Raw genomic sequence first — 25,678 nt, 5'->3', positions numbered from 1 at the left:
TATAAGAAGTTAGTTACCTGGCCGGCGAGGAGAAAAACGATGAACAAGGTTGCTCAGCTATACCGTGAACTGGTGAGTTCCCTGAGCGAACGTTTACGCAACGGGGAGCGCGATATTGATGAACTGGTGGACAGCGCGCGCCAGCAGATGACCCGGGCCGGTGAGTTCACCCAGACGGAAATCGAGGAGGTGACCCGCGCGGTGCGTCGCGATCTGGAAGAGTTCGCCCTGAGCTATAAAGAGAGCCAGGAAGAGTTCAGCGACAGCGTTTTTATGCGGGTCATCAAAGAGAGTCTGTGGCAGGAGCTGGCGGACATTACCGATAAAACGCAGCTCGAATGGCGCGAGGTGTTTCAGGATCTCAATCACCACGGCGTCTATCACAGCGGGGAGGTTGTGGGGCTGGGCAATCTGGTGTGTGAAAACTGCCACTACCACCTGGCGATTTATACCCCCGATATTCTGCCGGTATGCCCGAAATGCGGCCATAACCAGTTTCATCGTCGGCCGTTTGAGCCATAATCCGGAACTGCCGCCCGCGAGCCGCGGGCGGCTGATGCGCTACCGGGCGTCGTAGAAACGCAGGCGTTCCGCCAGCAGATCGACAAAAGCCTGGCGGTCAATATCCATCATCACTGTGGCGTTAGCCGGCTTGCCGGTCAGTGAATAGTAGTCGACCACCGTCATGCCCTGAGTGTATTTCCCCTGGGTTTCTACCCCAACCCAACGCTGAAGGGTGGTGAACATCTCTGGTTTCAGCAGCCAGGCGATGGTGCAGGGATCGTGCAGCGGCGCGCCCTGAAATCCCCATTTCTCCTGCTTATGGTATTCAATAAAGAAATCGAGCAGTTCTGCGACGGCAACGGCTACAGGGTTGCCAATCGCCCGTAAGCGCTCAATATCCGCCGCCAGAATCTGCGCTTTATGGGTGACGTCCAGACCGGCCATTACCAGCGGCAGACCAGACTGGAACACAATCTCTGCCGCTTCGGGATCGACATAAATATTAAACTCCGCCGCCGGCGTCCAGTTGCCGAGCATGACCGCGCCGCCCATGATGACAATTTGGGCGATTTTTTGATGCAACTGCGGATGGCTGGTTAACAGCAGAGCGATATTGGTCAGCGGACCGGTAGCGACGACGGTCACCGGCCGATCGCTCTCTTTGAGCACCCGGGCCAGCAGTTCGACGCCGGTACAGGGCTGCGGGGCGAAACCGGGTTCCGGCAACTGCGGGCCGTCAAGACCGCTCTCCCCGTGGACGTTATCGGCAATAATCAACTGACGCATCAATGGCTTCGGCGCGCCGCCCGCCACCGGAATATCGTGGCGCCCGAGTAGCGTCAGGATACGCAGCGCGTTGCGCAGGGTTTTTTCCGGCGTCTGGTTGCCCGCCGATGTGGTGACCGCTTTCAGGGTAATTTCCGGGGAAGCCAGCGCCAGAATCAGGGCGATAGCGTCGTCGTGTCCCGGATCGCAATCCAGTACTACAGGCAGTGACATATCTCTCTCCATGGTTAATCAGCACATTCCTGTGATTACGTTAACGCCAGAAAGACATGGAAACGAGGAGTTGCGCAATAAAGCGTGAGGCAGGGCGCAATTCCTGGCGGAATGCGCCCTGGGTAGCGGTTAGTGAAGGATTTTCGCCAGGAAGTCTTTGGCGCGTTCGGACTGCGGATTGGCGAAGAAAGCCTCTTTCTCAGAGTCTTCGACAATCCTGCCTTCATCCATAAAGATCACCCGGCTGGCGACCTTACGGGCGAAGCCCATTTCATGGGTGACCACCATCATGGTCATCCCCTCCTGGGCCAGTTCGACCATGACATCCAGCACTTCATTGATCATTTCCGGGTCGAGGGCTGAGGTCGGCTCGTCAAACAGCATGGCGACCGGGTCCATACACAGCGCCCGGGCAATCGCCACGCGCTGCTGCTGGCCGCCGGAAAGCTGGGCCGGGAATTTGTTGGCGTGGGCGGATAATCCGACCCGCTCCAGCAGTTTCAGCCCTTTTTCACGCGACGCTTCTTTACCGCGTTTCAGTACTTTGACCTGCGCCAGCGTCAGGTTTTCGATAATCGACAGGTGTGGGAAGAGTTCAAAGTGTTGGAACACCATGCCGACGTGGGAGCGCAGTTCGGCAAGGTTAGTTTTCCTGTCGTTCACTTTGGTACCGTTAACGATAATCTCCCCCTGCTGAATCGGCTCCAGGCCGTTGACAGTCTTAATCAGCGTGGATTTACCCGAGCCGGAGGGCCCGCATACCACCACCACTTCGCCTTTTTTCACTTCCGTGGAGCAATCGGTCAGCACCTGAAAGTGACCATACCATTTAGAAACATTTTTCAGGGAAATCATTACACTGTCCTTTTCTTCAGCCAGCTGACCAACAGCGAGGCACACAGACTGATAATAAAATAGACGCCGCCGGCGAACAGGATCATTTCGACCTGCGTCCCATCGCGTTCGCCGATCGTCGAGGCGGTGCGGAAAAAGTCCGCCAGGCTGAGTACGTACACCAGCGAGGTATCCTGAAACAGGACAATCCCCTGAGTGAGCAACAGCGGTACCATGGCGCGGAACGCCTGAGGCAGGATGATCAGTTTCATCGACTGCCAGTGGGTCATCCCGAGCGCCAGCGCGGCCGAGGACTGACCGCGTGAGATACTCTGGATCCCGGCGCGAATAATTTCCGAATAGTAGGCGGCTTCAAACAGCGAGAAGGCGACTATCGCCGAGATCAGGCGGATATCGGTCTTTGGCGACAGCCCGAGCACTTTTTGCAGCAGACCGGGAACGATCAGGTAAAACCACAGCAATACCATGACCAGTGGAATTGAGCGGAAGACGTTAACATAGGCGGTGGCGAACCAGCTTACCGGCTTAAAGCTGGAGAGGCGCATCACGGCCAGAACGGTACCCCAGATAATCCCGACCACAATCGCGATCAGGGTGATTTTCAGAGTCACCACCATGCCCTGAATCAGGAACGGCAGGGAGGGTACAATAGAACTCCAGTCGAATTCGTACATTTATTTGCCCCCCATATTGCCCGGAAGGCGAACTTTGCGTTCCACCAGATTCATCACCAGCATAATGAAGGCGTTAATCGCTACGTAGGCGAGGGTAATCGCGGTAAAGGATTCCCAGGCGTGGGCGGAATAGTCAAGCAGTTTCCCGGCCTGGGCCGCCATATCCACCAGACCGATGGTTGAAGCGATGGCCGAGTTTTTAACCAGGTTCATCATCTCCGAGGTCATAGGGGGGACAATCACCCGGTAGGCGTTGGGCAGCAGCACATAACGATAGGTCTGCGGCAGCGTCAGGCCCATGGCCAGCCCGGCGTTCTTCTGGCCGCGCGGTAGAGACTGGATCGCGGCGCGCACCTGTTCGCAGACGCGGGCGGCGGTAAACAGCCCAAGACACAGCATAGAAGAAACGAAGAACTGTACGTTAGGGTCGAGTTCCGATTTGAACCACATGCCGAGGTCTTCCGGCAGTAGTTCCGGCATCACCAGATACCAGGTAAAGAATTGAACAATCAGCGGAACGTTGCGGAATAGTTCCACATAACAGGTACCGATCCCGGAAAGAAAGCGATTAGGCACAGTGCGCAGGATCCCGAACACCGATCCTACCAGAAAAGCGATAATCCATGCGGCGATGGACAGGGAAACAGTGACCTGAAATCCACTCCATAGCCAGCCCAGATAAGTGGTGTTGCCGAACGGGGCGGGCTGTAAAAAGATACCCCAGTTCCAGTCTATAGACATAATGTACTCCGAAAAAAAGAGGGTAGCAGAGCTACCCCCGAAGATTGATGAGAAGCATCTTCTTTTCACGCCCGATGGGGAACGGCCATCTGACGCATAGTCTGTCCAGGCTTCTGGTCGTCAATCAGGAGGGCAGGGAGACCCGCCCCTTATAGGTTGTAATAAGATCAGTTCAGTGCTTTATCGTTCGGCTCCTTAAACAGCGCTTTCATGTCGTCCGACAGGTCGAAATTCATGTTGAGATTTTTGGGCGGAATCGGGTTTTTGAACCACTTGTCGAACCATTTTTCCGCTTCGCCGGATGTCTGGGCCTGGGCAATGGTGTCGTCGATCAGCTTTTTGAAGCCCTGATCGTCTTTACGCAGCATACAGCCGTAGGCTTCTTTGGACTGCGGAGTACCGACGATTTCCCACTGGTCTGGTTTTTTCGCTTTAGCGCGTTCGCCGGCCAGCAGCGCGTCATCCATCATAAAGGCGACGGCGCGACCGCTTTCCAGGGTACGGAAAGAGTCACCGTGATCTTTAGCGCTGATGATGCGCATGTTCATTTTTTTCTCATCGTTGAGCTTGTGCAGCAATACTTCTGAAGTGGTACCGGAGGTCACCACGACGGCTTTATCTTTCAGATCGTCGAAATCTTTGACCGGGCCGTCTTTTTTCACCAGCAGACGGGTGCCCACCACGAAGATGGTGTCAGAGAACGCGGCCTGTTTCTGGCGTTCAAGGTTGTTGGTGGTGGACCCGCATTCAAAGTCGAACGTACCGTTCTGCAGCAGTGGAATACGGTTCTGTGAGGTAATCGGAATCAGCTTGACCTGCAGGTCGGGTTTATTGAGCTGTTTTTTAACGGCTTCGACAATGGCGTTGGAGTAATCCTGAGAGTACCCCACGACTTTTTGCTGGTTGTCGTAATAGGAAAAGGGAACAGAAGATTCGCGGTGACCAACCACAATAACGCCGTTGGCCTTAATTTTGTCCAGCGTCTGGGACGACGGGGCGTCTTCAGCGTGGGCCAGACCGGCGCCAATCCCCATGACCAGCATTGCGGCGGCCAGTTTACGTAATTGCATATCGACTCCTTTTTCTGAGCACCTGTTACGGTGCCGCTACCCTTGTGGTGTGTTGTTGTTATCGTGTCTGCGCCAGGATGGGGCAGTTTGATGCTTTTTTGTTAACACTTAACTTAGTTAATTGTAAATGCACTGTGCGTATTTTGTTTATTTTTGCGAGGTGTGCCGCACCATTAAGAGGCAAAAAATTTGCTTTGCACCATTATGGTGCTTAATGCGCCCCCGGGTGGTGCACAGGGTTTACAAATCATGGAGATACCGTGTATTGGGTTCCATGGTGTTGGGATAGGGTTGCAAGGTTTGTGCCAGGGGGGCGGGTGTCGCTGGTTTACTTTTGGCTTGCGGTAAGGGATTCCGTTCGCTGTGGTAATTTTTCCTGGGTGGGAGATTTCGTTCGCTGTGTCATTTTTGCCTGGGCAGGAATTCCGTTCACCGTGAGTCCGCGCCTTATTTTGCTTTTGTCGCCAGGTGAACGGGGAGAGGTGGCAGGTGTCGTTTTTTTTACTTTTAGTCTGCGGCAATGAATTCCGTTCGCTGTGGTTATTATTTGCCCTGGCAGGAGATTCCGTTCACCGTAAGTCAGCGCCTTATTTTGTTTTTGTCGCCAGGTGAACGGGGAGAGGGGGCTCGCCGCCGCCCCCTCTCCACTCCGGGCTCCCGGCAGTAAAATCGCCGCTGCGCGGTACCCGTCAATTTTCGCGTCTGGCTTCGGGTCGGGTAAGACGGCACATCCCTGTGCCGGCTTACCCTCAGGCCGGTTCCCTCCGGCCTGCCCCGGCCATGCGCAAAAATTGCCGGCGATTTTAAGCCGGACTCAACCCCCCCGCGGTGAAATCGGGGATTTAAAAGGCATGTTGATTGCTGGGGGCGTTATCAGAACTTTTGAGAAACAGAGGTTTCCGGTTGATGAGCGCTTGTTTTTGCTTTGATGCTGTTACAAATTTTTTGCAGACTTCCCGCAGACTTCCCGCAGACTTCCCGCAGACTTCCCGCAGACTTCCCGCAGACTTCCCGCAGACTTCCAGCTATTTTTCAAAGAATTAAACCAGTCTTACCGCAACAATGATGCTGCAAACCAGACAATAAAATGGCAGCGGGGCATACCCCCCCGCTGGAAATCGCTGGAACGAAGGCCGCGAGACAAGGACCTGGCGCCATGGATGGCGCCGGGAGGGCATGCCGAGACAGGACGTCGAGTCATGCCCGGTCCGCGGGATAAGGCCGGGAGTGGAAGTTCCCGCGAAGCGGGCGATTTCCGTTGCGGGGCCGCGAGGGGTGTCGGGGAGCGAGCGGGACGCTCCCCGACCCGTTCACTGATGACCGGAGTCAGCAAAGAGCAAGACACATAAAGTGAACGGAAAAACAGCGATGCATCAGACACACTCCCGGCTGACACCATGAACGGAAAAACAGCGGAGCATCAGACAGATTCCCGGCTGACACCATGAACGGAAAAAAGCGGAGCTTCAGACTCACATCCGACCTACCGCGTGAGTGGAAAAAACAGCACACCCTCAGACCAATGCCAACTGGCATACCACACCAGAACGTCGAATCACACCGGCCCGCCGGACAAGACCGGGAGAGGGATGCTCCCCGACCCACCCACCCACCGATAACCGGAGTCAACAAAAAGCAAGAAACACAAAGTGACCAGAAAAAACGGTATATCACCAACCTTCCTGACTCACTGCGTAAACAAAAAAACCTCACCTCCCCACCTTCACCCTTCCAACCACCACCAACCCACTATCATCCACTACCGCATATTCCAGCCCGGAAACCGCAGGCAAGGGCGCCTGCAGACGAAACGCCTGACTGCCTCCCGGCGGCAACATCACATCCTGCAGCAGGAGAGTATTACCTGTGCTCAGGCGATTAAACGTCACGTACCAGGGCGTGGGATTGCTGATAAGCAGCCGATCCGGCGCATTCCCGTCGCGGCGAAACTGCATTGACCCCAGTGCCGATGACGCCGGTCCCTTCAGGGTATGGGGACGGTAAAAAAGCTTAAATTTCAACAGCACCGAGACATCCAACTGCGGATTATCCGTATCGCGTTGCTGCGCGGTTTTCGGGGATAACACCTGTACATTGAGCCAGAACAACCGCTCGCGGTCGGCGCTTTTTTGCCCGATAGCGCTATTGATCAGACGCAGACTGCGTCTCTCCCGTGGCCCCAGTTTAAAAATACCCGGATAGGTGATCACCGGCGAACCCCTGAAACTGGCATTGCTGCTCAGGGCGCCGTCATCGACCCAGGTCTGGATCACCACCGGGTAATCATTCTGGTTGGATAATGAAAAACTTTGTTCGCGGCTGGCATCATCAAAGACAACCCGCGAGGCGCTGAACTGGACCCCGGCCTGAGCCGCGCCAGTGACGACCAGCACCCAGCACAAAACTATCTGGCGAACAAGGGAGATGCTTATTGTCATATGTGCCTCTGTCACTGAATCTGGATCACCACCTGGGCGCTGGCCTTAATTTTCCCGGTAGTGACAGTCTTACCCGGTAATTTCATCAGCGTGGCGGTCAGGGTCTTGTTGTAATAAGTCAGTCCGTCGGCGCTGGAAGCCCGATCGGCATCATCCAGCACTGGATACCAGCCCGCCGGCGCTCCGGCGCCAAAGTTGGCCAGTGCGCTTAACAGCGTCAGCGGCTGACCACTCTTATTGCTGATCCGGATACCGACGCCGGTGGCGATATTGGGATCGACGCCATAACCATCGGAAAGCAGGTAACTCACGCCGCCTGAGCCGGTACCGAAACCCTGGGCAACCGCCGCTGCGGCATTTTCCGGCTGCACCAGTATCCCCATGGCGGTCTGGTTAGTGGCGGTACCGCTCTGAAAGGCCGTCATCCCGCTGTTGGCCGGCGCGCCAGTCTGGCAATAAAACTGGATCTGCACCTGTGCCTGGCGGGTCATATTTTGATTCAGATTGGCCACCGAAATCATTGGAAACGTTACGTTCGGTGTGACGTTGGACACCATACAGGTCGCCGAGCGGCGAATCGTCACCCGGTTATACAGGTTGATAGCGCCAGGCCAGCTATTATGCCAGCCGCCGTATACCGAGGCGGAATCCGCCCCCGGCTTCAGATTGGAACTGAGCGAGCCGCCTTTGAAGGCGATATAGCCGGCCGGCTGGGTGTGACCATAATTGCCGCTCCCGGTATTACCGTTGCTGTTATTAATGCGGATGATCTCAGTACGCACACCGCTGAAGTTTTTCGCTTTCACTAGCAGCCACCCTCTGGAATCAGTATCCAGAGAGGTCAACTGGCGGGCTTTCCAGTAGCGCGAATAGTATTCGCCGGTGACGGTGTTGGTGAGGCGAATCACCATCCCCTGATAATAAGTCCGGTAAGCCTCCGGATACCCCGCTGCGGCGCCGTCATCGTACATGCCGCCATAGGTTGAGTCTCCGTTGGTGGCATAATACTCATACACACCGTTTTGCGCTTCCTCCGGCGTACAGCGGAACAGCACCTGTTCCGGATCGTATTTAACATCGCCCAGGTTATAAAAAACGTCGCTACCGCTGGCAATCACTGTACCCTGCGGCTGAAACGCCATACTGTTAATGTTGATCACCGCTGGTAACCCGCCGCTGGAGCCTGCGGTATCTGTAGCGCCACTCCAGACGCCCCAGGTGCCGGCGCCAGGCTCGACATAGTTATTGGCGCTGGTTGACGGCAGGCTGGAATAGCTAACCCGGTAGCACTCCGCCCGGGTATCGCTGGTATACACCGCGATGCTGAGCGCCAGCAGAGCCAGCGTCCGAATTCGCGCCAGGCGCCGGGAATTCATCACTGACATTATTGGGTTCCTTTACAGGTGGTCGTGGCGCGATACAGCGGCTGGCCCGGCGTTTTATCCGCCACGTTGTAAGCCAGCGCGCAGCGCAGGTTGTCGCGGGTATATAACACGCCGGACAGACTTACGGCGCGGGCATAAATGACGCCTCCCTGAGAGACCATGCCGACGACATTACCGCTGTTATCGTAGACATCCTCACCCAGCGCCAGCGGGTATTTATCAGGATCAAAGTTTAGCAGCAGCGGATAGCCGGTGCTGGTTTTCACTTTTACCGTCACCATCGCGCCGGCATAGGGCGCCACGCGGCTGGACTGGCTGTCCAGTTCAACATTGCTATTGCTGATACCCTGGGAATCGAGCACCACTTCGTTAAAGCGATACGGCGTCAGAGAAGGCATTAGCGCATACCCCTGGCCGCTGATCCGCGCCCCCTGGGCATTTTTGACTGCCGCTCCCTCGGCGCCTTTGGCTTCAATCAGCGCGAAGGAGTCGCCAAGATAAGGACCGAACGACAGGCCACCGGCATGGGCAACCGCTGCGCCGCGCGCGTTGATGCCGCTCTGCGTGTAGTTACGGCCTTTCGCCGCGCTGGCCCCGACCGTGGCGCTGGCAAACTGTTTTTGCAGCGAACCGCTGAGGCTGGTATCGCTGTTGCCGAACGGCTGGCGGTCATAAGTGGCTGACAAACCATAATTTAGCCGGTTATTTTCACCCAGGGAGCCATTAAGTCCGGACTGCATCTGGTAACCACGACCACTGCCGGTATTACGGCTATATGAGTTAGACCACGAGGTCGAACCGCCCAACGGCATTGATAGTGAAAGCATCATGACGTTCTCCGTACTGCCGTTGTTGAAGCGCGTCGCGCTGTCGCTACTCTGGCTGCCGTAGTAGGCGCGGCCGGTTTTTTGCCGGGCATACGACAGCCCCCATGACATGTTATTCAGTGAAAAGTTATATCCCGCCTGCAATTGGGTATCGTTGCTGCGACCGCCGCGGTAATCACTGGTGGAACCGGAAAGATAGGTATGCCCATACTGACCGAGCGACTGGCTGACCGTAGCGGTGAACTGATTTCTCTGCTGCCAGGTGTTGGATATCCAGCTATTGGCCTGTCCCTGAACGCTGCGCGCTCCAAGAACATCGCCGAGATCGTAGAACCCCGCCGTGGAATGGCGGAAAGCGGCCAGTGAGAGACTGGTGTTCGTCGGTGCGAGAGTTTTGCTGTAGTTCACCGAGAAGCGCCAGCCCTGCTGGGCGCCTTTATCGGGCACCCGGGCGCTGGAATACACCGTGTTTATCCCGTAAGCGCCGCTGCTGTGGGTAAAAACGCCGCCCAACAGCGCGGCCTGATAGCCCTGTGCGCCGCGCAGGCCGCCGGACAAGGTCAGGTTATTCGCCACCCCGTAGCGCCCGGTCATGTCGGCCACCAGCTCGTTACTGTTGTTGATGTTGCGTATCTGGCCGAGTGTCAGATGGTATTTGAACTGGCCCGGACGGACGGATTCCGGCACCGCGCTGAATGGTACGGTGAAAGAGCTCAGCCTTCCGTCGGCTTCCTGAATCTCAACATCCAGATCCCCCTGATAGCTGGTGGGATACAAATCATCAATAGTGAATTCGCCCGGCGGTACGCTGGTCTGGTGAATCACATTGCCGGACTGTTTTACCACCACCCGGGCATTGGTATGGGCAATACCGCGGATAGTTGGCGCATAACCGCGCTGCGAGTCCGGCAGCATCCGGTCATCAGAGGCCAACTGGATACCGAACAACCCCAGGCTGCTGAACTGGTTGCCGGAAGTATAGATATCCCCCACAGCGATCTGGCTTTTCAGATCGAGCAGCGGACGTTGCAGCCAGCTATTCAACGCCGTGAAGCGGGTGTCGTGCCGATCGTCGCTGCGGGTGCTGGTAAAACTGGATTGCTGACGCAGTTGCCATATACCGATATTGATACCGCTGTTCAACCCCAGATAGCCGGCGCCCTGCGCCATACCCGAGGAACGGTTGTGATAGTAGTTAGCGTCATAGTTAACAAACATCATGTTGCTGCCGGCATCAAGACTGGATTCCGGAACCGCGCCGCGCGCTGCCCTGCGCATTTTTATTTGTGGAATAAACAGGTTGAGGCGCAGTTCGTTTTCATTGAACGAGTCGGAGGCGCCCGCTATCCGGGCCGCCAGCGAGCAGCGGGAGCCGTCGTTGATTTCACTGGCGAGGACGCCGGCATCAATCAGATATTGTTTCTCCAGGCAGGGAATGAGCCCGTTGTCATCTTCAGGGTGAAACCTGACGCTACGATGTGAAACAAACTCATCATTAATATAAACATCGACCGGATATTCTCCGGGGGCGAGGCTTACGGAAGATTTCAGTAAATTAAGGTTTTCCACATTGCCGCCACCGACCAGCATATTCTGATCGAAATAGAGTTCGCTGTTCTGCGCTAGTCTATTTTCATCCTGATTAGATTCAGCGCTAACGTTACCAGTAAATACAGGTAACAGCAGCGCAAAAAGATATTTTGGCGTCAGTAGTCTGTACAGCATAATGCCTGAAAACCTCATTTGTCAGACGAGAATTGATCGGTCCGTAGCGCGTTATTCAATTTTTGCGCGGGCCGTTATCTTGCCGCCGAAGTCATTGACATAGGTGTAATCAATTGTGCAGCCCGGGCGTCCGGCGGTTGTGGCGCTCCAGTGGGCGTCGTTACTCAGCGGCTTTACCATATCGACGCTGAGTTTTGTTTTGTTGCCTGTGCAGTTCATTAGCGCGCTGACGACGGAAACAAAGTAAGGCGATTGATTAGTGACGCTGACCCCGCGGGCAGCGGCGCGGAAACTCAGCCCGGCCTCCAGGGCGCGCGCGCCGGGCGCTGCGATGCCGGCGGGGCGATAAAAGATTTTCACCCGGTTTTTCAGCACCACCGCCATGGCATTCTGATTCTGTTGCACCGGAGGTACCTGCACCATATTGAAATAAAATATTGACTCCCGATCCCCGGGTAATGGGCTGCCGTTATAAATTATCCGGGTGGTTTGTACGCTATTCGGCGTCATTTTGAAACTGGGCGGCAAAATGATAAATGGCGCATTGCTTTCACCTGGCCGTGAATGAGTATTTCCACTATCGGTCCACAGTTGAACAATATAGGGGGTGGCATCGTTATTGGTTATTTTGACGGTTTTTCCCTCTTTGCCGCCGTCATAAATAATACGGGTATTCTCCAGCACCACGCTGGCATTTGCCAGTAGCGGTAATGCACAAATAGAGAGGACTAAAACACGTTTTTTCATGGTAAAAACCACCTTGAATAAAAAATAATCTTTAAAATAAAAACGACTGAATAGTCTCCTTCCGGGAGAAAGCGCCTCCGGAAGGAGTTCTGACATGATTACTGATAGGTCACGGCGTACTGCACACTACCCAGGACGCTGCCGGCTTGCGCCGCAGCTTCGGCGTAGTACTGAACGGCAAAATCATGGGATGCCGTTGTGGCCCCCTGAGCGAGCACCAGACCCGGCGCCGCAGTGGTGCCGGTGAGATCCAACGCGCTTCCCGGTGAAGCCGGATCAACAAGTTGCAAAGTGACGTTTTTGGCCGTGCCGGTATTACCGATACGGCCATTTTCCGTCAGATTATTGGCGACAAACACCATGCCAACGGCCCGATCGCTGCCTGTCGGGGCGCTACAGCCGGTCAGGGAAATGGTGAATCTGGTCATTCCCGCCACTTTAGCCGCCTGGTCCAGCGCCGATGCGGTAACCGTCGGTAGTAACACGGTGGGGTTGGCCTCTGCGCCGTTAACCGTGACCGAACAGGTCTGTTCAGTGACTTCACCCTGAAACTGGATGGTGTTGTTACTGGCGGCGATGACGCTCAGCGGCAGGCAGGCCAGAGCGGTGATAAGCATCTTTTTCATACTATTTTCCTGTTTAATTCATGCTGGGTTAAGTGTGGTTTGGTCATATTTCCACGGCGGCAGAGTTCTGTTGCTGTGGAAATGTGGCGTAATTATTTCTGTTATTAAAAAATAAGTTGCGAAATTAAAATTTGAACAACCGCTGGCGTTATTAACTTGCGTTTCGCCGCTATTGTCCGGGATGGGGTATTTATCTGCGCCTCGTTGAGAAATTTGAGCAACAGAAATGAAACCAGTCCATTAAATCCCGGTGGTTATTGATTCCCAGCTTTAACATGCCGGCACGTTTTAATTGACTGATTTTCTTTAATGATAAAGACAGTCGCTTTGCTATCTCTTTCTGATCGATGCCAGAGGAGATCTGGATCAATACTACTGCCTCCTTCGGCGTTAATTTTCCCGCCGCCGTGGTAATATTGATGCGAAAATCCTGCCATGGCTCAGAGGCGCTAAGTAGCCATTCCCAGGTAATAACCTCATAACCGAAGAGTGAAATTATCCAGTCACTGGTGTAATTGCCAAAATGCACCACCATCACTTTATTGGCGTTTAACTTTCCCACCGAGGACGATACGATATCGTCGGTTAATAAAATAATGTCAAACTGCTGGAAGATATGACTACGGAGTTTTCTGTATAAAAAAGAACACTCAGACTCAAGCAGGGCTCTTATAGCCAGGTCCATATATTTGTTACTGAAATGTAGAGTTAATTTTTTATCCATAAAGTTACTGCCATAAAAGTGTTCCGCCTGTCATATATTTTCTGAATCAAGGCTGGCGGTAACTGCCGTACCCTGAATCCGAATGTTGATTTATGCCTGACCGGCAGGCCGTTCCGGTCTGTCTGGTTGAGTTGTCAGTTCTTGTCGGGATACCTCATTGTTCTCTGGTGTTAAAAAGCATTTTCTGAACTGGGGGCTCAAGGCCGTTTATCCCGGATGAGCTCATTTTTCAGATTTTCCTCCCTCTCATCAATATTATAATTTGATGTCAGCGCATTTTGCATTCTATATAACTTAAATTAATCTATTTTATAGATTATAATTCTAGATTTGAGCGTTGTCCGTATCTGACTGCCAGTAAGATGTCATGGGACAGGCAATGCTATAGTAGAAGAAAGTGACTATACGAAGGCTGGAGTATGAATTTCCTTATAGATGATAAGGTGATTTACGAATCACTCAATGGGACCTTACGCGCGGTGAATGAGGGGCAGGCTGATGCCGTTACGCTAACAACCATTGCCAATAAAATCCTGTTTCATCTTATAAACCATCATGGTGAACTGGTTTCCCGTAATACCTTGTTTGATGAAATATGGGAAAAAGAAGGGGTTGCATCGTCTTCGAATACGCTTAACCAATACATTAGCCTTCTTCGTAAAGCGTTTGCCCGGTATTTTGGTGACACCGAAGTGATTATTACTGTGCCGCGCGCCGGGTATACCTTTAGTAAAGAGATAAAAGTAACCACCTGGGCCAAAAAGGTTAAAGTCAAAAACCGCCACATACCGGTTATCGCCAGTCTGGTGGCGGTAGCGATCGCTGTTAGCGGGCTTTTTTATTATTTTAACCTTCCGGTGCATATTGCTCCGCGGAAAATTGGAGAGTTACAGGGCTGTCCGGTTTATAACCTTTCAGGAGTAAGAGGGGAGATTGCGGATGTTTCAGAGTTTGCCGTGGCTCAGGAAATAATGACGGCCACTAATTCAGTGTGTGCTAAAAATACCTCGTTTTATATTTACGTTGAAGAGACGCTGCATCTTTATAAGCCGGCCAGAGTCCTGTTTTCCCGCTGCGTTGAATGGGCTGACAGCCGTAATACTTGCCAGAATGTTTATTACTATAAGTGGAGCCGTTAATGAAACGAATACTGATTTATACCGGCCTCCTGATTGCTATCACTGCTCTGGCTGTGCTGGGATGGCGCTACACGCACTATAACCTGAGTTTTTCCTGTTCGTCGTCGCTGACGATTTTTGAGGATAATATATCCAATAATACGGCGCTTAATATGTCGCAGCGCATAACGTTTTACCGCAATGGTAAAGGCATTGTTAACGCTTCCGGCGATCTTCATCACAATAACAAGACTTACGTCATTAACCGGACAGCGACCATGTCCTATTCGAAGATCGGCGGGGCTGAATATTCCATTCACGTCACCAGCGTGGCGAAGACCGGGCGCGATGATATGCCGCCGGAGGTGGAGAAACTGTATATTTCGGCGCTAAGCGCCGGATCGCACCGGATTGTCAGTTTCCACTCGATGCCCGGTGATGATCTGCTGTTGTCGTTTAGCTCCGGCCCCTATTTAGTCTGCGCCAGGCTCCATTGAAAATGGCCGGCGGGTATCTCAGGGGATAACTGTTCTTTGGTCGGTATATCCTTTGTCCCGGGCAGAATGCTTGCCGGGAAAGTGCGGGTGGGTTGTGGTGAGGGAGGGGGCGATAAAAAAGGCCAGCCGTATGACTGGCCTGCACGACAATCAGGCGGCTTTGCGTTGGCGCCAGGCGGCAACCGCAGCGCCAGCGGCAACTATCAGGGTGATTCCCCATATTGGCCAGTCGCCAAAACGCGCATAGGGCGTTAGCCCGCGGGTCGGCGTCACTTTGGTTTCCAGCACCTGGCGGGTGAACTGCGGGATCATGGCCTGTACATTACCGCTGGCGTCAACCACGGCGGTTACTCCGTTGTTAGTGCTGCGCAGCAGCGGACGCGCCAGCTCCAGCGCGCGCATCCGCGCCATCTGGAAATGCTGCCACGGCCCAATGGAGTGGCCAAACCAGGCGTCATTCGAGATGGTCAGCAGATAGTCGGTATCCGGGCGGAAGTTATCCCGTACCTGCTGTCCGAGAATAATCTCGTAGCAAATCGCCGCCGTTAACTTAAACCCGTGGGCCGACAGTTGCGGCTGTACATAAGGGCCGCGGCTGAAAGACGACATGGGCAGATCAAAAAACGGCGCCAGCGGCCGGAGAATCGATTCCAGCGGCACAAACTCGCCAAACGGCACCAGATGATTCTTGTTATAGCGGTTGGTTGAATTATGGCTGTAGGGCGATCCCTCTCCGAGGGTGATGATGGTGTTGTAAGTGTTATAGCGATTGTTCTGGTTCAGCCGCGCATCGACAACCCCGGTGATCAGCGTACTGTTGCGGGAGCGCAGTCGTGAATCCAGCTTGATAAGGAAACGCTGTTGATTGATCTCAAGATCCGGAATCGCCGACTCCGGCCAGATGATCAGTTGCGCTTTTCCCAGCTCCGGCTGCGTTTTTTGCAGATAAATGTCCAGAGTGTTGAGGAGCTCTTTTTCATCCCACTTCAGCGCCTGGGGGATGTTGCCCTGTACCAGAGCCACATCAATGGTGCGATCATTCTGCGGCTGAAACCACTGAATATAGCGCAGCGGCCACGGCAGGCAGAGCAGCGCTACGGCAATGACGGCGGGCTGCCAGCGGCGGGCGGCCAGCGCCAGAACCAGCAGGCCGCTGATGATCATCAGCAGGAAATTAATACTCTCCACGCCCATCACCGGTGCCATCCCCTTGAGCGGCCCGTCAATCTGGCTATAGCCAAATTGCAGCCACGGGAAGCCGGTAAGCACCCAGCCGCGTAAGAACTCGCAGACCTGCCACAGCGCCGGCGCGGCAAGGGCTACGCGCCACCAGGTACGGGCTGGCGCCAGACGCGAGAGCAGGCCGGCGAACAGCCCGGTATACAGCGACAGGTAAGCCGCCAGCAGGGCCACCAGAAAAATGTTAACCGGGCCAGGCATACCGCCAAAGGTTGCGATACTGACGTAAACCCAGTTAATGCCGCTGCCAAACAGCCCCAGCCCCCAGAAGAAACCAATCCAGGCGCTTTGCATCGGGCGGCGGTTGAAAGTGAGCCCCTGCAAACCGGCCAGAGAGAGCAGGGCGGCAGGCCAGAAGTCATAGGGGGAAAATGCCAGCGTTCCGCTGGCACCGGTTAACAGCGCCAGCAGCAGTCGAACGCGCTGGCGTTGAAGCAAGGATGGAAAATCCATAGAGCGTTATTCTTCCAGATTAGGCGGCGGTGAATCGTCCGGTATTCTGACGTGAACCTGAATAATACGTCGGCTGTCGGCCATTGCCACTTTGAACTGGTAACCATCGATGTCGATGGTTTCCCCCCGGGCCGGAAGATGCCCGAAGGCCTGCATCACCAGACCGCCGATGGTGTCCACCTCTTCATCGCTGTAATGGGTGCCGAACGCTTCGTTGAAATCTTCAATCGGCGCCAGCGCCCGTACAGTCCAGGTGTGGCGGCTGAGCTGGCGGAAGTCGATATCCTCTTCTTCGTCGTATTCGTCTTCGATTTCACCGACGATCAGTTCGAGAATATCTTCAATGGTCACCAGGCCGGAGACGCCGCCGAACTCGTCGATGACAATCGCCATGTGGTAACGCTGGGAGCGGAACTCTTTCAGCATGCGGTCGACCCGCTTGCTTTCCGGCACCACGACGGCGGTACGCAGTACCTTGTCGATACTGAATGGCTCGGCATCGCTGCGCATAAACGGCAGCAGATCTTTGGCCATCAGAATGCCTTCAATATGATCTTTGTCTTCGCTGATCACCGGGAAACGCGAGTGGGCTGACTCGATAATGACGTCCAGACATTCATCAAGGGACTGGTTGCGTTTCAGGGTAATCATCTGGGAGCGGGGGATCATGATATCGCGTACCCGCTGGTCGGCGATGTCCATTACCCCTTCGAGCATATCGCGGGTGTCCTGGTCGATAAGCTCGTTTTGTTCAGAATCACGAATTAGCGCCAACAGTTCATCGCGGTTTTTAGGTTCCCCGTGGAACAGTTGATTCAGAATCAGGGAGAAAAAGCCCTTCTTACTGTTAAGAGAGTCGCTACTGTGTGAATTATCGTCGCTCATGGCGTTTGGATTGGGTTCTCATGTTAGTTTACCTGTCACCGCCGGATAGCATTCCCTTCACGGCGGCACGTTTCGATGTCCGGGCAGCAGGCTGCCCCGGATATCACTCTTTCTCGGCAATGTACGGATCGTCATAGCCGAGAGCAAGCATTATCTCTGTTTCCAGTGACTCCATTTCTTCCGCTTCGTCATCTTCAATGTGATCATAGCCCAGAAGATGCAGGCTGCCATGCACCACCATATGCGCCCAGTGCGCCTCCAGAGGCTTTTGTTGCTCCAGGGCTTCGCGCTCCACCACCTGGCGACAAATCACCAGATCGCCAAGCAGCGGCAGTTCGATGCCCGGCGGCGCTTCGAACGGAAAGGAGAGCACATTGGTGGACTTATCTTTGCCGCGATAAGTGAGATTCAAATCGTGGCTTTCGGCTTCATCCACCAGGCGGACTGTTACCTCGGCTTGCTCCTGAAACGGCGCCACCGCGGCGTCCAGCCAGGCCTGAAACTGGCGCTCTTCCGGCAGTCCACGGTCGTTTTCGCAGGCTATCTGCAAATCAAGTATCACCTGGCTCATTTGGGCTCCTGGCCATTGGCCGACAGCGCCAGCGCTTCGCGTTTACGTTCGGCGGCCAGTTCGTCTTTACGCTTTTGCTCGGCGGTTTCCCATGCCTCATAGGCATTGACGATGCGGGCGACCACCGGGTGGCGCACCACGTCTTCGCTGTGGAAAAAGTTGAAGCTGATCTCGTCGACATCAGACAGCACTTCAATGGCGTGACGCAGGCCGGATTTCATATTGCGCGGCAGGTCAACCTGGGTAACGTCGCCGGTAATGACCGCTTTCGAGTTGAAGCCGATACGGGTCAGAAACATCTTCATCTGTTCGATGGTGGTATTCTGGCTTTCATCCAGAATGATAAAGGCATCGTTGAGGGTACGGCCACGCATATAGGCGAGGGGCGCCACCTCAATCACGTTGCGTTCCATCAGTTTTTCCACCCGCTCAAAGCCGAGCATTTCGAACAGCGCGTCATACAGCGGGCGCAGGTACGGATCCACCTTTTGGCTTAGATCGCCGGGCAGGAAGCCGAGCTTTTCGCCTGCCTCAACCGCCGGACGGGTCAGCAGAATACGACGAATGTCCTGACGCTCCAGGGCGTCTACCGCCGCGGCGACCGCCAGGTATGTTTTCCCCGTCCCCGCCGGACCAATGCCGAAGGTAATATCGTGGTCCAGAATATTGGCAATATACTGGGCCTGGTTCGGGGTGCGCGGCTTAATCACGCCGCGCTTGGTTTTGATATTGACCGCTTTACCGTATTCCGGCACGCTGTCCGCCGCCTGTTCCAGCACGCGGAACTCTTTAATCGCCAGGTGGATATGTTCCGGATCGATATCCTGAATCTGCCCGCGCAGCGGGGCGGTATCCACATACAGATGGCGCAGAATGTCGGCGGCGGCGTTAACGCACAGGGCGCGGCCGGTAAGTTTAAATTGGTTATCGCGACGGTTAATCTCAATGCCTAACCGGCGCTCCAGCTGTTTGATGTTGTCATCAAATGGGCCGCACAGGCTCAGCAGACGAGCATTGTCTGCAGGCTCCAGCGTTAATTCACGGGTTTCGATATTCAAACTGTTCCTCTTACACCACTCGGGACCGGTAACGGTGAAAACCTGGCCTGAATTCGGGCCATGAGAAAATTATTCACGGCGCGGAAAAAAGGCGCAAGCATCAGGAATGATATTTGGGTGATGGCTTCAGAATGCAAGCGCTGCGGGTGAAAATGGCCGGGTCTGGCTGAGATCCAGCTCCCGGCCGGAGCTATCAGGGTTGGTATGTTCCCACGCCCAGCTCATCTTCTTTGCGGGTACGGGCAATGACCGACGCCGGCGACTCCACAACCCGCAGGCCCATTTCGCCCTCGGTGCGAACCACTTTACCGCGCAGTGAATTAGCGAAGACATCGACAATTTCCACATCGACGAATTTGCCAATCATATCCGGTGAACCTTCAAAGTTGACCACGCGGTTATTTTCGGTTCGTCCGGAAAGCTCCATGATGCTCTTACGCGATGTGCCTTCTACCAGAATGCGCTGCACGGTGCCTAGCATCCGACGGCTCCAGGCCATTGCCTGCTGGTTAATGCGATCCTGCAAAATATACAGCCGCTGCTTTTTCTCTTCTTCCGCGACATCGTCGACCATATCCGCCGCTGGCGTACCCGGACGGGCGGAGAAGATAAAGCTGAAACTCATGTCGAAATTGACATCGGCGATAAGCTTCATGGTTTGCTCGAAATCCTGCTGGGTTTCCCCGGGGAAGCCGACGATAAAGTCGGAGCTAATCTGGATATCCGGGCGCGCGGCGCGCAGTTTGCGGATAATCGCTTTATATTCCAGCGCGGTGTGGGTGCGGCCCATCAAATTCAGAACCCGATCGGCGCCGCTCTGTACCGGCAGATGCAGGAAACTGACCAGCTCCGGCGTGTCGCGATAGACTTCGATAATGTCGTCGGTAAATTCGATAGGATGGCTGGTGGTAAAACGGATGCGGTCGATACCGTCAATCGCCGCCACCAGACGCAGTAACTCCGCAAAGCTGCAGATGCCGCCATCCCAGGAGGGACCGCGATAAGCGTTAACGTTTTGACCCAGCAGGTTTACCTCGCGCACGCCCTGGGCCGCCAGTTGGGCGATTTCCAGAATAATATCGTCCGCGGGGCGGCTGACTTCTTCGCCGCGAGTATAAGGCACCACGCAGTAGGTGCAGTATTTATTACAGCCTTCCATAATCGAGACAAATGCCGTTGGCCCTTCGGCGCGCGGTTCCGGCAGACGATCGAATTTTTCGATTTCCGGGAAGCTGATATCGACCACCGGACTACGGTCGCCGCTGACCTGGTTGATCATTTCCGGCAGGCGATGCAGGGTCTGGGGGCCGAAGATGATATCCACGTAGTGGGCGCGCTGGCGGATATGGTCTCCTTCCTGAGACGCTACGCAGCCGCCGACGCCGATGATCAGCTCCGGATTTTTATCCTTTAATGTTTTCCAGCGACCTAACTGATGGAAAACCTTCTCCTGTGCCTTTTCGCGGATCGAACAGGTATTCAGCAGCAGAACATCTGCTTCTTCCGCCACGTCAGTCAGCGTGAAGCCGTGCGTGGTTTCCAGCAGATCGGCCATCTTCGATGAATCGTATTCGTTCATCTGACAGCCCCAGGTTTTGATATGGAGTTTTTTCGTCATTGACTTGCCATTGCTCAGTTAAAGCCAGGAATGCAGGGCGCGTATTGTAATGCTTTGGCGGGTTCGTGACCAGTGGACAGCGCGAGTCATCAAACGGGTTAAAAATCCGGTACACTTAACGGATTCGAATTAAAGGGAAAATAGTCATGGCAAATCAGCAAACGGACGTCGCCGTTGTCGGCGGCGGAATGGTGGGAGCGGCAATAGCGCTGGGGCTGGCGCGCCAGGGATTCCAGGTCGCAGTGATCGAAAACTCGCCGCCAGCGGCATTTGTACCAGGCAGTCAGCCGGATGTGCGCATTTCAGCCATCAGTTGCGCCTCTGTCCGGTTGCTTGAGGCGCTTGGCGTATGGCCGCAGGTGCAGGCGATGCGCTGCCACCCGTATACGCGGCTGGAAACCTGGGAGTGGCAGCAGGCGCACGTGGTGTTTGATGCCAGGGAACTGGCGCTGCCGGAACTGGGTTTTATGGTCGAAAATTCGGTATTGCAGCGTGCCCTGTGGCAGGCGCTTGAGGCCCATCCGCAGGTGACGCTGTGGTGTCCGGCGGAGCTGACGGCGATGAGCGCCGGGGATGGCGGGCGTACACTGCATTTTGCGGATGGGCGCTCTCTGAGGGCAGCGCTGGTGGTGGGGGCCGATGGCGCACATTCGCGTATCCGCGAGTGGAGCGGCATTGGCATTCACGCCTGGGAATATCAGCAGGCCTGTATGCTGATTACCGTGCGCTGTGACGCAGCACCGGGTAGCGCGACCTGGCAGGCGTTTACCCCCACGGGTCCGCACGCGTTTTTGCCGCTGTTTGAACACTGGGCGTCTCTGGTCTGGTATGACACGCCGGCGCGTATCCGCCAGTTGCAGGCGCTGTCGCTGGAACAATTAAGTGAGCAAATTCATGCTGTCTTCCCGTCGCGCCTCGGTACGGTCACTCCGGTTGCCCACGGCGCTTTCCCGCTGACCCGTCGCCATGCGCTGAAATATGTCCTGCCGGGACTGGCGCTGGTGGGGGATGCAGCGCATACCATCCATCCGCTGGCGGGGCAGGGGGTGAATCTGGGTTATCGGGATGTCGATGCGCTGCTGGATGTTCTGGGCCGCGCCCGCCAGAAGGAAGAGGCGTGGTGGGATGCTCCGGTGCTGAAGCGCTATCAGCGTCGTCGTCAGGCGGATAACTTCCTGATGCAGAGCAGTATGGATCTGTTTTATGCCGGTTTCAGCAATGATCTCGGGCCGGTTAAGGTGCTGCGTAATATGGGGTTGATGGCGGCGCAGCGCGCCGGGGCGGTAAAACGCCGGGCGCTGAAGTATGCGCTGGGGCTGTAGTGAGCGTTCCGCCGCCGCGCTTCGCGGCGGTCTGGTGAGCGTTGCCGCTGTTCCGGTAAACAGAAAAGCAAAAAGCCCGCATCGCGGGCTTTTCAATATTGGCTGGGGTACGAGGATTCGAACCTCGGAATGGTGGAATCAGAATCCACTGCCTTACCGCTTGGCGATACCCCAACAATTTTTTCTCTGTTTCACCCGATTTCCCCGGTGAAACTTCATGACATTCACCGGATAACGGTCAATGCTTTAAATTGGCTGGGGTACGAGGATTCGAACCTCGGAATGGTGGAATCAGAATCCACTGCCTTACCGCTTGGCGATACCCCAACAAATTTTTTCCCGGCACCGCCAGCGTAATATGGCAATACCGCAATATGGTGGCTACGACGGGATTTGAACCTGTGACCCCATCATTATGAGTGATGTGCTCTAACCAGCTGAGCTACGTAGCCATAGTGTATTTCATTAACCAGATGATAGCTGGCTGGGGTACCAGGATTCGAACCTGGGGATGGCGGGATCAAAACCCGCTGCCTTACCGCTTGGCGATACCCCAATAAACTGCTACTGAGGACACCGCACCTGCGATACCCCGACGACTTTTCGCCACTGGCGTGAGTCGAAGAAATAAATGGCTGGGGTACCAGGATTCGAACCTGGGAATGGCGGGATCAAAACCCGCTGCCTTACCGCTTGGCGATACCCCATCAGGCCACCAGTCAGACATTACTGTACAGACTGTACAACGCTTAACGGAAATGGTGCGGGAGGCGAGACTTGAACTCGCACACCTTGCGGCGCCAGAACCTAAATCTGGTGCGTCTACCAATTTCGCCACTCCCGCAAAAGATGGTGGCTACGACGGGATTTGAACCTGTGACCCCATCATTATGAGTGATGTGCTCTAACCAGCTGAGCTACGTAGCCATCTTTTTCGCGTTACCTTATCGGCGTTGCGGGGCGCATTATGCGTACTCGCCCCGGCAGCGTCAACACATTTTTTCCCGAAAAGCGGCGGAAATTGTCTGTTTGACTGACTTACGAACAGCCTGATTCAATAATCGGCAATTATTGGTTAAATCTCAATGTTAAGCGGTGAAAACCTGGGCAGAAAACGCGGGGAAAAACAGCGTAAAACGGGCCCCGCAGGACCCGTTATAAATGGCTTATTTTTGGTAAGCAGACTGGTGAACGCCGACGGCGCGACCTGATGGATCGTTCATGCTTTTGAAGGCCTCATCCCACTCAATAGCTTTCGCGGAAGAGCAGGCGACCGACGGTCCGCCGGGTACACACTCCGCGGCGCTGGGGACCGGGAATAGCTCTTCAAAGATTTCGCGATACAGATAGCCTTCTTTGGAGCTCGGGGTGTTATACGGGAAGCGGAAGTGGGCGGTTTCCAGTTGCTGGTCGGTCACCTGGCGGGCTGCGACCTCTTTCAGCGTATCGATCCAGCTATAGCCAACCCCGTCAGAGAACTGCTCTTTCTGACGCCAGGCGACGCTGGCCGGCAGATAGGATTCGAAACATTCGCGCAGAACGTGTTTTTCCATTTTGCCGTTGCCGCACATTTTATCCTGCGGGTTAATACGCATCGCTACGTCGAGGAATTTTTTATCGAGGAACGGTACCCGGGCTTCCACGCCCCAGGCGGACATCGCTTTGTTGGCGCGGGCGCAGTCGAACATATGCAGCGCCTGCAGTTTGCGCACGGTCTCTTCATGCAGCTCTTTGGCGTCCGGCGCTTTATGGAAATAGAGGTAGCCGCCAAAGACTTCGTCGGAGCCTTCCCCGGACAGCACCATTTTGATTCCCATCGCTTTGATCTTGCGGGACATCAGATACATCGGCGTTGAGGCGCGGATGGTGGTGACATCATAAGTTTCAATGTGATAGATCACATCGCGAATCGCATCCAACCCTTCCTGGACCGTGAAATGGATTTCATGGTGTACGGTGCCAAGGTGGTTGGCCACTTCCTGGGCGGCTTTCAGATCCGGGGAACCTTCCAGACCGACGGCAAAGGAGTGTAATTGCGGCCACCAGGCTTCGCTGCGCTCCTGATCCTCTACCCGGCGGGCGGCGAATTTTTTGGTGATGGCGGAGATAATGGAGGAGTCCAGACCACCGGACAGCAATACCCCATAAGGTACGTCGGACATCAGGTGGCATTTTACGGACTCTTCCAGCGCCTGGCGCAACTGGTTTTTATCGGTGACATTGTCTTTAACCGCGTCGTATTCAAACCAGTCGCGCTGATAGTACTGGCGGATTTCGCCATCCTGGCTCCACAGATAGCTTCCCGGGGGGAATTCTTTGATGGTGCGGCACACTGGCACCAGCGCTTTCATTTCGGAAGCGACATAGAAGTTGCCGTGTTCGTCATAGCCCATGTACAGCGGAATAATGCCGATATGGTCACGACCAATCAGGTAAGCGTCTTTTTCGCTGTCATAGAGGGCAAAGGCGAACATACCCTGCAGGTCGTCAAGGAAGGCTGGTCCTTTTTCCTGATACAGCGCGAGGATGACTTCGCAGTCGGAGCCGGTCTGGAACTGGTAGCGGTCGCCGTATTCGGCGCGCAGCGCCTGGTGGTTATAGATTTCACCGTTCACTGCCAGCGCATGGGTTTTTTTGTCGTTATACAGCGGCTGGGCGCCGGCATTGACGTCGACGATCGACAGACGCTCATGGGCGAGGATGGCTTTATCGCTGGCATAGATGCCTGACCAGTCCGGGCCGCGGTGGCGCATCAGGCGCGATAGTTCCAGCGCTTTTTTACGCAATTCCCCTGCGTCGGTTTTGATATCCAGTACACCAAAGATTGAACACATAAACTTCTCCGTAATACCTGGGCGGTGATGTTGTAAGGCGGTAGTGAAGCAGCATTGGCTGCGCTATGGGTAAGAAAATGCCGCAAGTGGGGTGGGTAGCGCAAGTGTTTTGCCTGGTGAAAAGTAAAAAGAATAATGGTAGTTGATGATTTATGAAAATTATCTATGTTTTTTGTTGGATAATTAGTGATTGTTTATTTTTATGGGTGTTTTGTTGAATGACGTTATGGTTGGGGGTTGTTATGGTGGGTGGGTGTTGTTCTGTGGCGTGGTATGGGTTTCGTTCACATGAGATGTGAGCTTTATGTGTACTCAGCGGAATGGGGAGAGGGGGTGGTGTTTTTAGCCTGCGGCGATGAATTCCGTTTGCCGTGGTCATTTTTTCCTGGGCAGGAATTCCGTTCACCGTAAGTCAGTACCTTGTTTTGTTTTTGTCGCCAGGTGAACGGGGAGAGGGGGCTCGCCGCCGCCCCCTCTCCACTCCGGGCTCCCGGCAGTAAAATCGCCGCTGCGCGGTACCCGTCAATTTTCGCGTCTGGCTTCGGGTCGGGTAAGACGGCACATCCCTGTGCCGGCTTACCCTCAGGCCGGTTCCCTCCGGCCTGCCCCGGCCATGCGCAAAAATTGCCGGCGATTTTAAGCCGGACTCAACCCCCCCGCGGTGAAATCGGGGATTTAAAAGGCATGTTGATTGCTGGGGGCGTTATCAGAACTTTTGAGAAACAGGGGGTTCCGGTTAATGAGTGCTTGTTTTTGCTTTGATGCTGT

General features: G+C 54.7%; 21 protein-coding genes and 7 tRNA genes. 4 read left to right on the top strand and 24 right to left on the bottom strand.

Annotated features, from left to right (window positions below):
- Nucleotides 1-39 precede the first annotated feature (39 nt).
- Nucleotides 40-522: a zinc ribbon-containing protein gene (locus tag AQ981_RS10530; RefSeq protein WP_058911709.1), complete on the top strand. Its 483-nt coding sequence runs from the start codon at nt 40-42 to the stop codon at nt 520-522.
- Between the two features lie 39 nt (nt 523-561).
- Here AQ981_RS10530 and rihA read toward each other — a convergent pair whose 3' ends face one another.
- The 11 genes from rihA to AQ981_RS10475 all read right to left on the bottom strand — a co-directional run bounded on the left by rihA (nt 562) and on the right by AQ981_RS10475 (nt 13,315).
- Complete coding sequence (rihA, locus tag AQ981_RS10525) at nt 562-1,503, bottom strand: pyrimidine-specific ribonucleoside hydrolase RihA (RefSeq protein WP_058911708.1); 942 nt, start codon at nt 1,501-1,503, stop codon at nt 562-564.
- Nucleotides 1,504-1,632: 129 nt separating this feature from the next.
- A complete protein-coding gene (locus tag AQ981_RS10520; RefSeq protein ID WP_058911707.1) occupies nt 1,633-2,358 on the bottom strand; it encodes an amino acid ABC transporter ATP-binding protein in 726 nt (241 codons plus the stop codon).
- Nucleotides 2,358-3,032, bottom strand: coding sequence for a glutamate/aspartate ABC transporter permease GltK (gene gltK, locus AQ981_RS10515; protein ID WP_058911706.1), 675 nt, complete (start codon nt 3,030-3,032; stop codon nt 2,358-2,360). The genes AQ981_RS10520 and gltK overlap by 1 nt, the downstream gene beginning before the upstream one ends.
- Complete coding sequence (locus AQ981_RS10510) at nt 3,033-3,773, bottom strand: amino acid ABC transporter permease (RefSeq protein WP_058911705.1); 741 nt, start codon at nt 3,771-3,773, stop codon at nt 3,033-3,035.
- 167 nt (nt 3,774-3,940) lie between these two features.
- Complete coding sequence (locus tag AQ981_RS10505; RefSeq protein ID WP_058911704.1) at nt 3,941-4,843, bottom strand: amino acid ABC transporter substrate-binding protein; 903 nt, start codon at nt 4,841-4,843, stop codon at nt 3,941-3,943.
- 1,709 nt (nt 4,844-6,552) lie between these two features.
- Nucleotides 6,553-7,281 carry a fimbrial biogenesis chaperone gene (locus AQ981_RS10500; RefSeq protein WP_082683181.1) on the bottom strand — a complete coding sequence of 243 codons (729 nt, stop codon included), beginning with the start codon at nt 7,279-7,281 and terminating at the stop codon, nt 6,553-6,555.
- 11 nt (nt 7,282-7,292) lie between these two features.
- Entirely contained in the window at nt 7,293-8,666 is a 1,374-nt protein-coding gene (locus AQ981_RS10495; protein WP_071608869.1) for a fimbrial protein, read from the bottom strand.
- Nucleotides 8,666-11,218 (bottom strand): fimbria/pilus outer membrane usher protein, encoded by a 2,553-nt coding sequence (locus tag AQ981_RS10490; protein ID WP_058911702.1) that lies wholly within the window; start codon nt 11,216-11,218, stop codon nt 8,666-8,668. Before AQ981_RS10490 ends, AQ981_RS10495 begins: the two co-directional genes overlap by 1 nt.
- Nucleotides 11,219-11,269: 51 nt before the next feature.
- Nucleotides 11,270-11,965, bottom strand: coding sequence for a fimbrial biogenesis chaperone (locus AQ981_RS10485; RefSeq protein ID WP_058911701.1), 696 nt, complete (start codon nt 11,963-11,965; stop codon nt 11,270-11,272).
- 98 nt (nt 11,966-12,063) lie between these two features.
- A complete protein-coding gene (locus AQ981_RS10480) occupies nt 12,064-12,591 on the bottom strand; it encodes a fimbrial protein (protein WP_058911700.1) in 528 nt (175 codons plus the stop codon).
- 190 nt (nt 12,592-12,781) lie between these two features.
- Nucleotides 12,782-13,315 (bottom strand): helix-turn-helix transcriptional regulator, encoded by a 534-nt coding sequence (locus AQ981_RS10475; RefSeq protein ID WP_058911699.1) that lies wholly within the window; start codon nt 13,313-13,315, stop codon nt 12,782-12,784.
- Nucleotides 13,316-13,734: 419 nt separating this feature from the next.
- Between AQ981_RS10475 and AQ981_RS10470 the strand changes: the two genes are divergently transcribed.
- The gene (locus tag AQ981_RS10470; RefSeq protein ID WP_058911698.1) at nt 13,735-14,454 is read left to right on the top strand and encodes a winged helix-turn-helix domain-containing protein; all 720 of its coding nucleotides are present in this window, start codon (nt 13,735-13,737) and stop codon (nt 14,452-14,454) included.
- A complete protein-coding gene (locus AQ981_RS10465; RefSeq protein WP_058911697.1) occupies nt 14,454-14,930 on the top strand; it encodes a hypothetical protein in 477 nt (158 codons plus the stop codon). The genes AQ981_RS10470 and AQ981_RS10465 overlap by 1 nt, the downstream gene beginning before the upstream one ends.
- 150 nt (nt 14,931-15,080) lie before the next feature.
- On the opposite strand, the gene lnt is transcribed toward AQ981_RS10465, so the two are convergent.
- From lnt to miaB, 5 genes are all read right to left on the bottom strand, one after another.
- On the bottom strand, nt 15,081-16,622 hold the full coding sequence (lnt, locus tag AQ981_RS10460) for an apolipoprotein N-acyltransferase (protein WP_058911696.1): 1,542 nt from the start codon (nt 16,620-16,622) through the stop codon (nt 15,081-15,083).
- A gap of 6 nt (nt 16,623-16,628) precedes the next feature.
- Nucleotides 16,629-17,507 (bottom strand): CNNM family magnesium/cobalt transport protein CorC, encoded by an 879-nt coding sequence (gene corC, locus AQ981_RS10455; protein WP_058911695.1) that lies wholly within the window; start codon nt 17,505-17,507, stop codon nt 16,629-16,631.
- 103 nt (nt 17,508-17,610) lie between these two features.
- Nucleotides 17,611-18,078, bottom strand: a complete 468-nt coding sequence (gene ybeY, locus AQ981_RS10450) for an rRNA maturation RNase YbeY (RefSeq protein WP_058911694.1) — start codon at nt 18,076-18,078, stop codon at nt 17,611-17,613.
- Entirely contained in the window at nt 18,075-19,136 is a 1,062-nt protein-coding gene (locus tag AQ981_RS10445; protein WP_058911693.1) for a PhoH family protein, read from the bottom strand. The genes ybeY and AQ981_RS10445 overlap by 4 nt, the downstream gene beginning before the upstream one ends.
- A 193-nt stretch (nt 19,137-19,329) precedes the next feature.
- Nucleotides 19,330-20,754 (bottom strand): tRNA (N6-isopentenyl adenosine(37)-C2)-methylthiotransferase MiaB, encoded by a 1,425-nt coding sequence (gene miaB, locus AQ981_RS10440; RefSeq protein ID WP_058911692.1) that lies wholly within the window; start codon nt 20,752-20,754, stop codon nt 19,330-19,332.
- 146 nt (nt 20,755-20,900) lie between these two features.
- Between miaB and ubiF the strand changes: the two genes are divergently transcribed.
- A complete protein-coding gene (ubiF, locus tag AQ981_RS10435; protein ID WP_058911691.1) occupies nt 20,901-22,076 on the top strand; it encodes a 3-demethoxyubiquinol 3-hydroxylase in 1,176 nt (391 codons plus the stop codon).
- 99 nt (nt 22,077-22,175) lie between these two features.
- Here the strand turns inward: ubiF and AQ981_RS10430 are convergent.
- From AQ981_RS10430 to asnB, 8 genes are all read right to left on the bottom strand, one after another.
- Nucleotides 22,176-22,250 (bottom strand) — tRNA-Gln (locus AQ981_RS10430).
- Nucleotides 22,251-22,328: 78 nt separating this feature from the next.
- Nucleotides 22,329-22,403 (bottom strand) — tRNA-Gln (locus AQ981_RS10425).
- A 48-nt stretch (nt 22,404-22,451) separates the two neighbouring features.
- Nucleotides 22,452-22,528: transfer RNA gene (locus AQ981_RS10420), tRNA-Met, on the bottom strand.
- Between the two features lie 29 nt (nt 22,529-22,557).
- Nucleotides 22,558-22,632: transfer RNA gene (locus tag AQ981_RS10415), tRNA-Gln, on the bottom strand.
- A 76-nt stretch (nt 22,633-22,708) separates the two neighbouring features.
- A tRNA-Gln gene (locus tag AQ981_RS10410) sits at nt 22,709-22,783 on the bottom strand.
- 52 nt (nt 22,784-22,835) lie between these two features.
- Nucleotides 22,836-22,920 (bottom strand) — tRNA-Leu (locus AQ981_RS10405).
- Between the two features lie 6 nt (nt 22,921-22,926).
- Nucleotides 22,927-23,003, bottom strand: a tRNA-Met gene (locus AQ981_RS10400).
- A gap of 239 nt (nt 23,004-23,242) precedes the next feature.
- A complete protein-coding gene (gene asnB, locus AQ981_RS10395) occupies nt 23,243-24,910 on the bottom strand; it encodes an asparagine synthase B (protein WP_058911690.1) in 1,668 nt (555 codons plus the stop codon).
- Nucleotides 24,911-25,678: the final 768 nt, after the last annotated feature.

The organism is Entomohabitans teleogrylli (assembly GCF_001484765.1).
Lineage (GTDB): Bacteria > Pseudomonadota > Gammaproteobacteria > Enterobacterales > Enterobacteriaceae > Entomohabitans > Entomohabitans teleogrylli.
The sequence above is the reverse complement of the archived record's forward strand: the minus strand, read 5'-3'. Positions and strand labels throughout refer to the sequence as shown.

Excerpts from the sequence above, each read along its gene's own strand:
- AQ981_RS10475 (WP_058911699.1), bottom strand. The coding sequence starts at position 13,315 with ATGGATAAAAAATTAACTCTACATTTCAGTAACAAATATATGGACCTG.
- miaB (WP_058911692.1), bottom strand. The coding sequence starts at position 20,754 with ATGACGAAAAAACTCCATATCAAAACCTGGGGCTGTCAGATGAACGAA.
- AQ981_RS10465 (WP_058911697.1), top strand. The coding sequence starts at position 14,454 with ATGAAACGAATACTGATTTATACCGGCCTCCTGATTGCTATCACTGCT.
- AQ981_RS10530 (WP_058911709.1), top strand. The coding sequence starts at position 40 with ATGAACAAGGTTGCTCAGCTATACCGTGAACTGGTGAGTTCCCTGAGC.
- rihA (WP_058911708.1), bottom strand. The coding sequence starts at position 1,503 with ATGTCACTGCCTGTAGTACTGGATTGCGATCCGGGACACGACGACGCT.
- AQ981_RS10510 (WP_058911705.1), bottom strand. The coding sequence starts at position 3,773 with ATGTCTATAGACTGGAACTGGGGTATCTTTTTACAGCCCGCCCCGTTC.
- lnt (WP_058911696.1), bottom strand. The coding sequence starts at position 16,622 with ATGGATTTTCCATCCTTGCTTCAACGCCAGCGCGTTCGACTGCTGCTG.
- gltK (WP_058911706.1), bottom strand. The coding sequence starts at position 3,032 with ATGTACGAATTCGACTGGAGTTCTATTGTACCCTCCCTGCCGTTCCTG.
- AQ981_RS10470 (WP_058911698.1), top strand. The coding sequence starts at position 13,735 with ATGAATTTCCTTATAGATGATAAGGTGATTTACGAATCACTCAATGGG.
- AQ981_RS10520 (WP_058911707.1), bottom strand. The coding sequence starts at position 2,358 with ATGATTTCCCTGAAAAATGTTTCTAAATGGTATGGTCACTTTCAGGTG.
- AQ981_RS10485 (WP_058911701.1), bottom strand. The coding sequence starts at position 11,965 with ATGAAAAAACGTGTTTTAGTCCTCTCTATTTGTGCATTACCGCTACTG.
- AQ981_RS10505 (WP_058911704.1), bottom strand. The coding sequence starts at position 4,843 with ATGCAATTACGTAAACTGGCCGCCGCAATGCTGGTCATGGGGATTGGC.
- asnB (WP_058911690.1), bottom strand. The coding sequence starts at position 24,910 with ATGTGTTCAATCTTTGGTGTACTGGATATCAAAACCGACGCAGGGGAA.
- AQ981_RS10500 (WP_082683181.1), bottom strand. The coding sequence starts at position 7,281 with ATGACAATAAGCATCTCCCTTGTTCGCCAGATAGTTTTGTGCTGGGTG.
- AQ981_RS10480 (WP_058911700.1), bottom strand. The coding sequence starts at position 12,591 with ATGAAAAAGATGCTTATCACCGCTCTGGCCTGCCTGCCGCTGAGCGTC.
- corC (WP_058911695.1), bottom strand. The coding sequence starts at position 17,507 with ATGAGCGACGATAATTCACACAGTAGCGACTCTCTTAACAGTAAGAAG.
- ybeY (WP_058911694.1), bottom strand. The coding sequence starts at position 18,078 with ATGAGCCAGGTGATACTTGATTTGCAGATAGCCTGCGAAAACGACCGT.
- AQ981_RS10495 (WP_071608869.1), bottom strand. The coding sequence starts at position 8,666 with ATGTCAGTGATGAATTCCCGGCGCCTGGCGCGAATTCGGACGCTGGCT.
- ubiF (WP_058911691.1), top strand. The coding sequence starts at position 20,901 with ATGGCAAATCAGCAAACGGACGTCGCCGTTGTCGGCGGCGGAATGGTG.
- AQ981_RS10490 (WP_058911702.1), bottom strand. The coding sequence starts at position 11,218 with ATGCTGTACAGACTACTGACGCCAAAATATCTTTTTGCGCTGCTGTTA.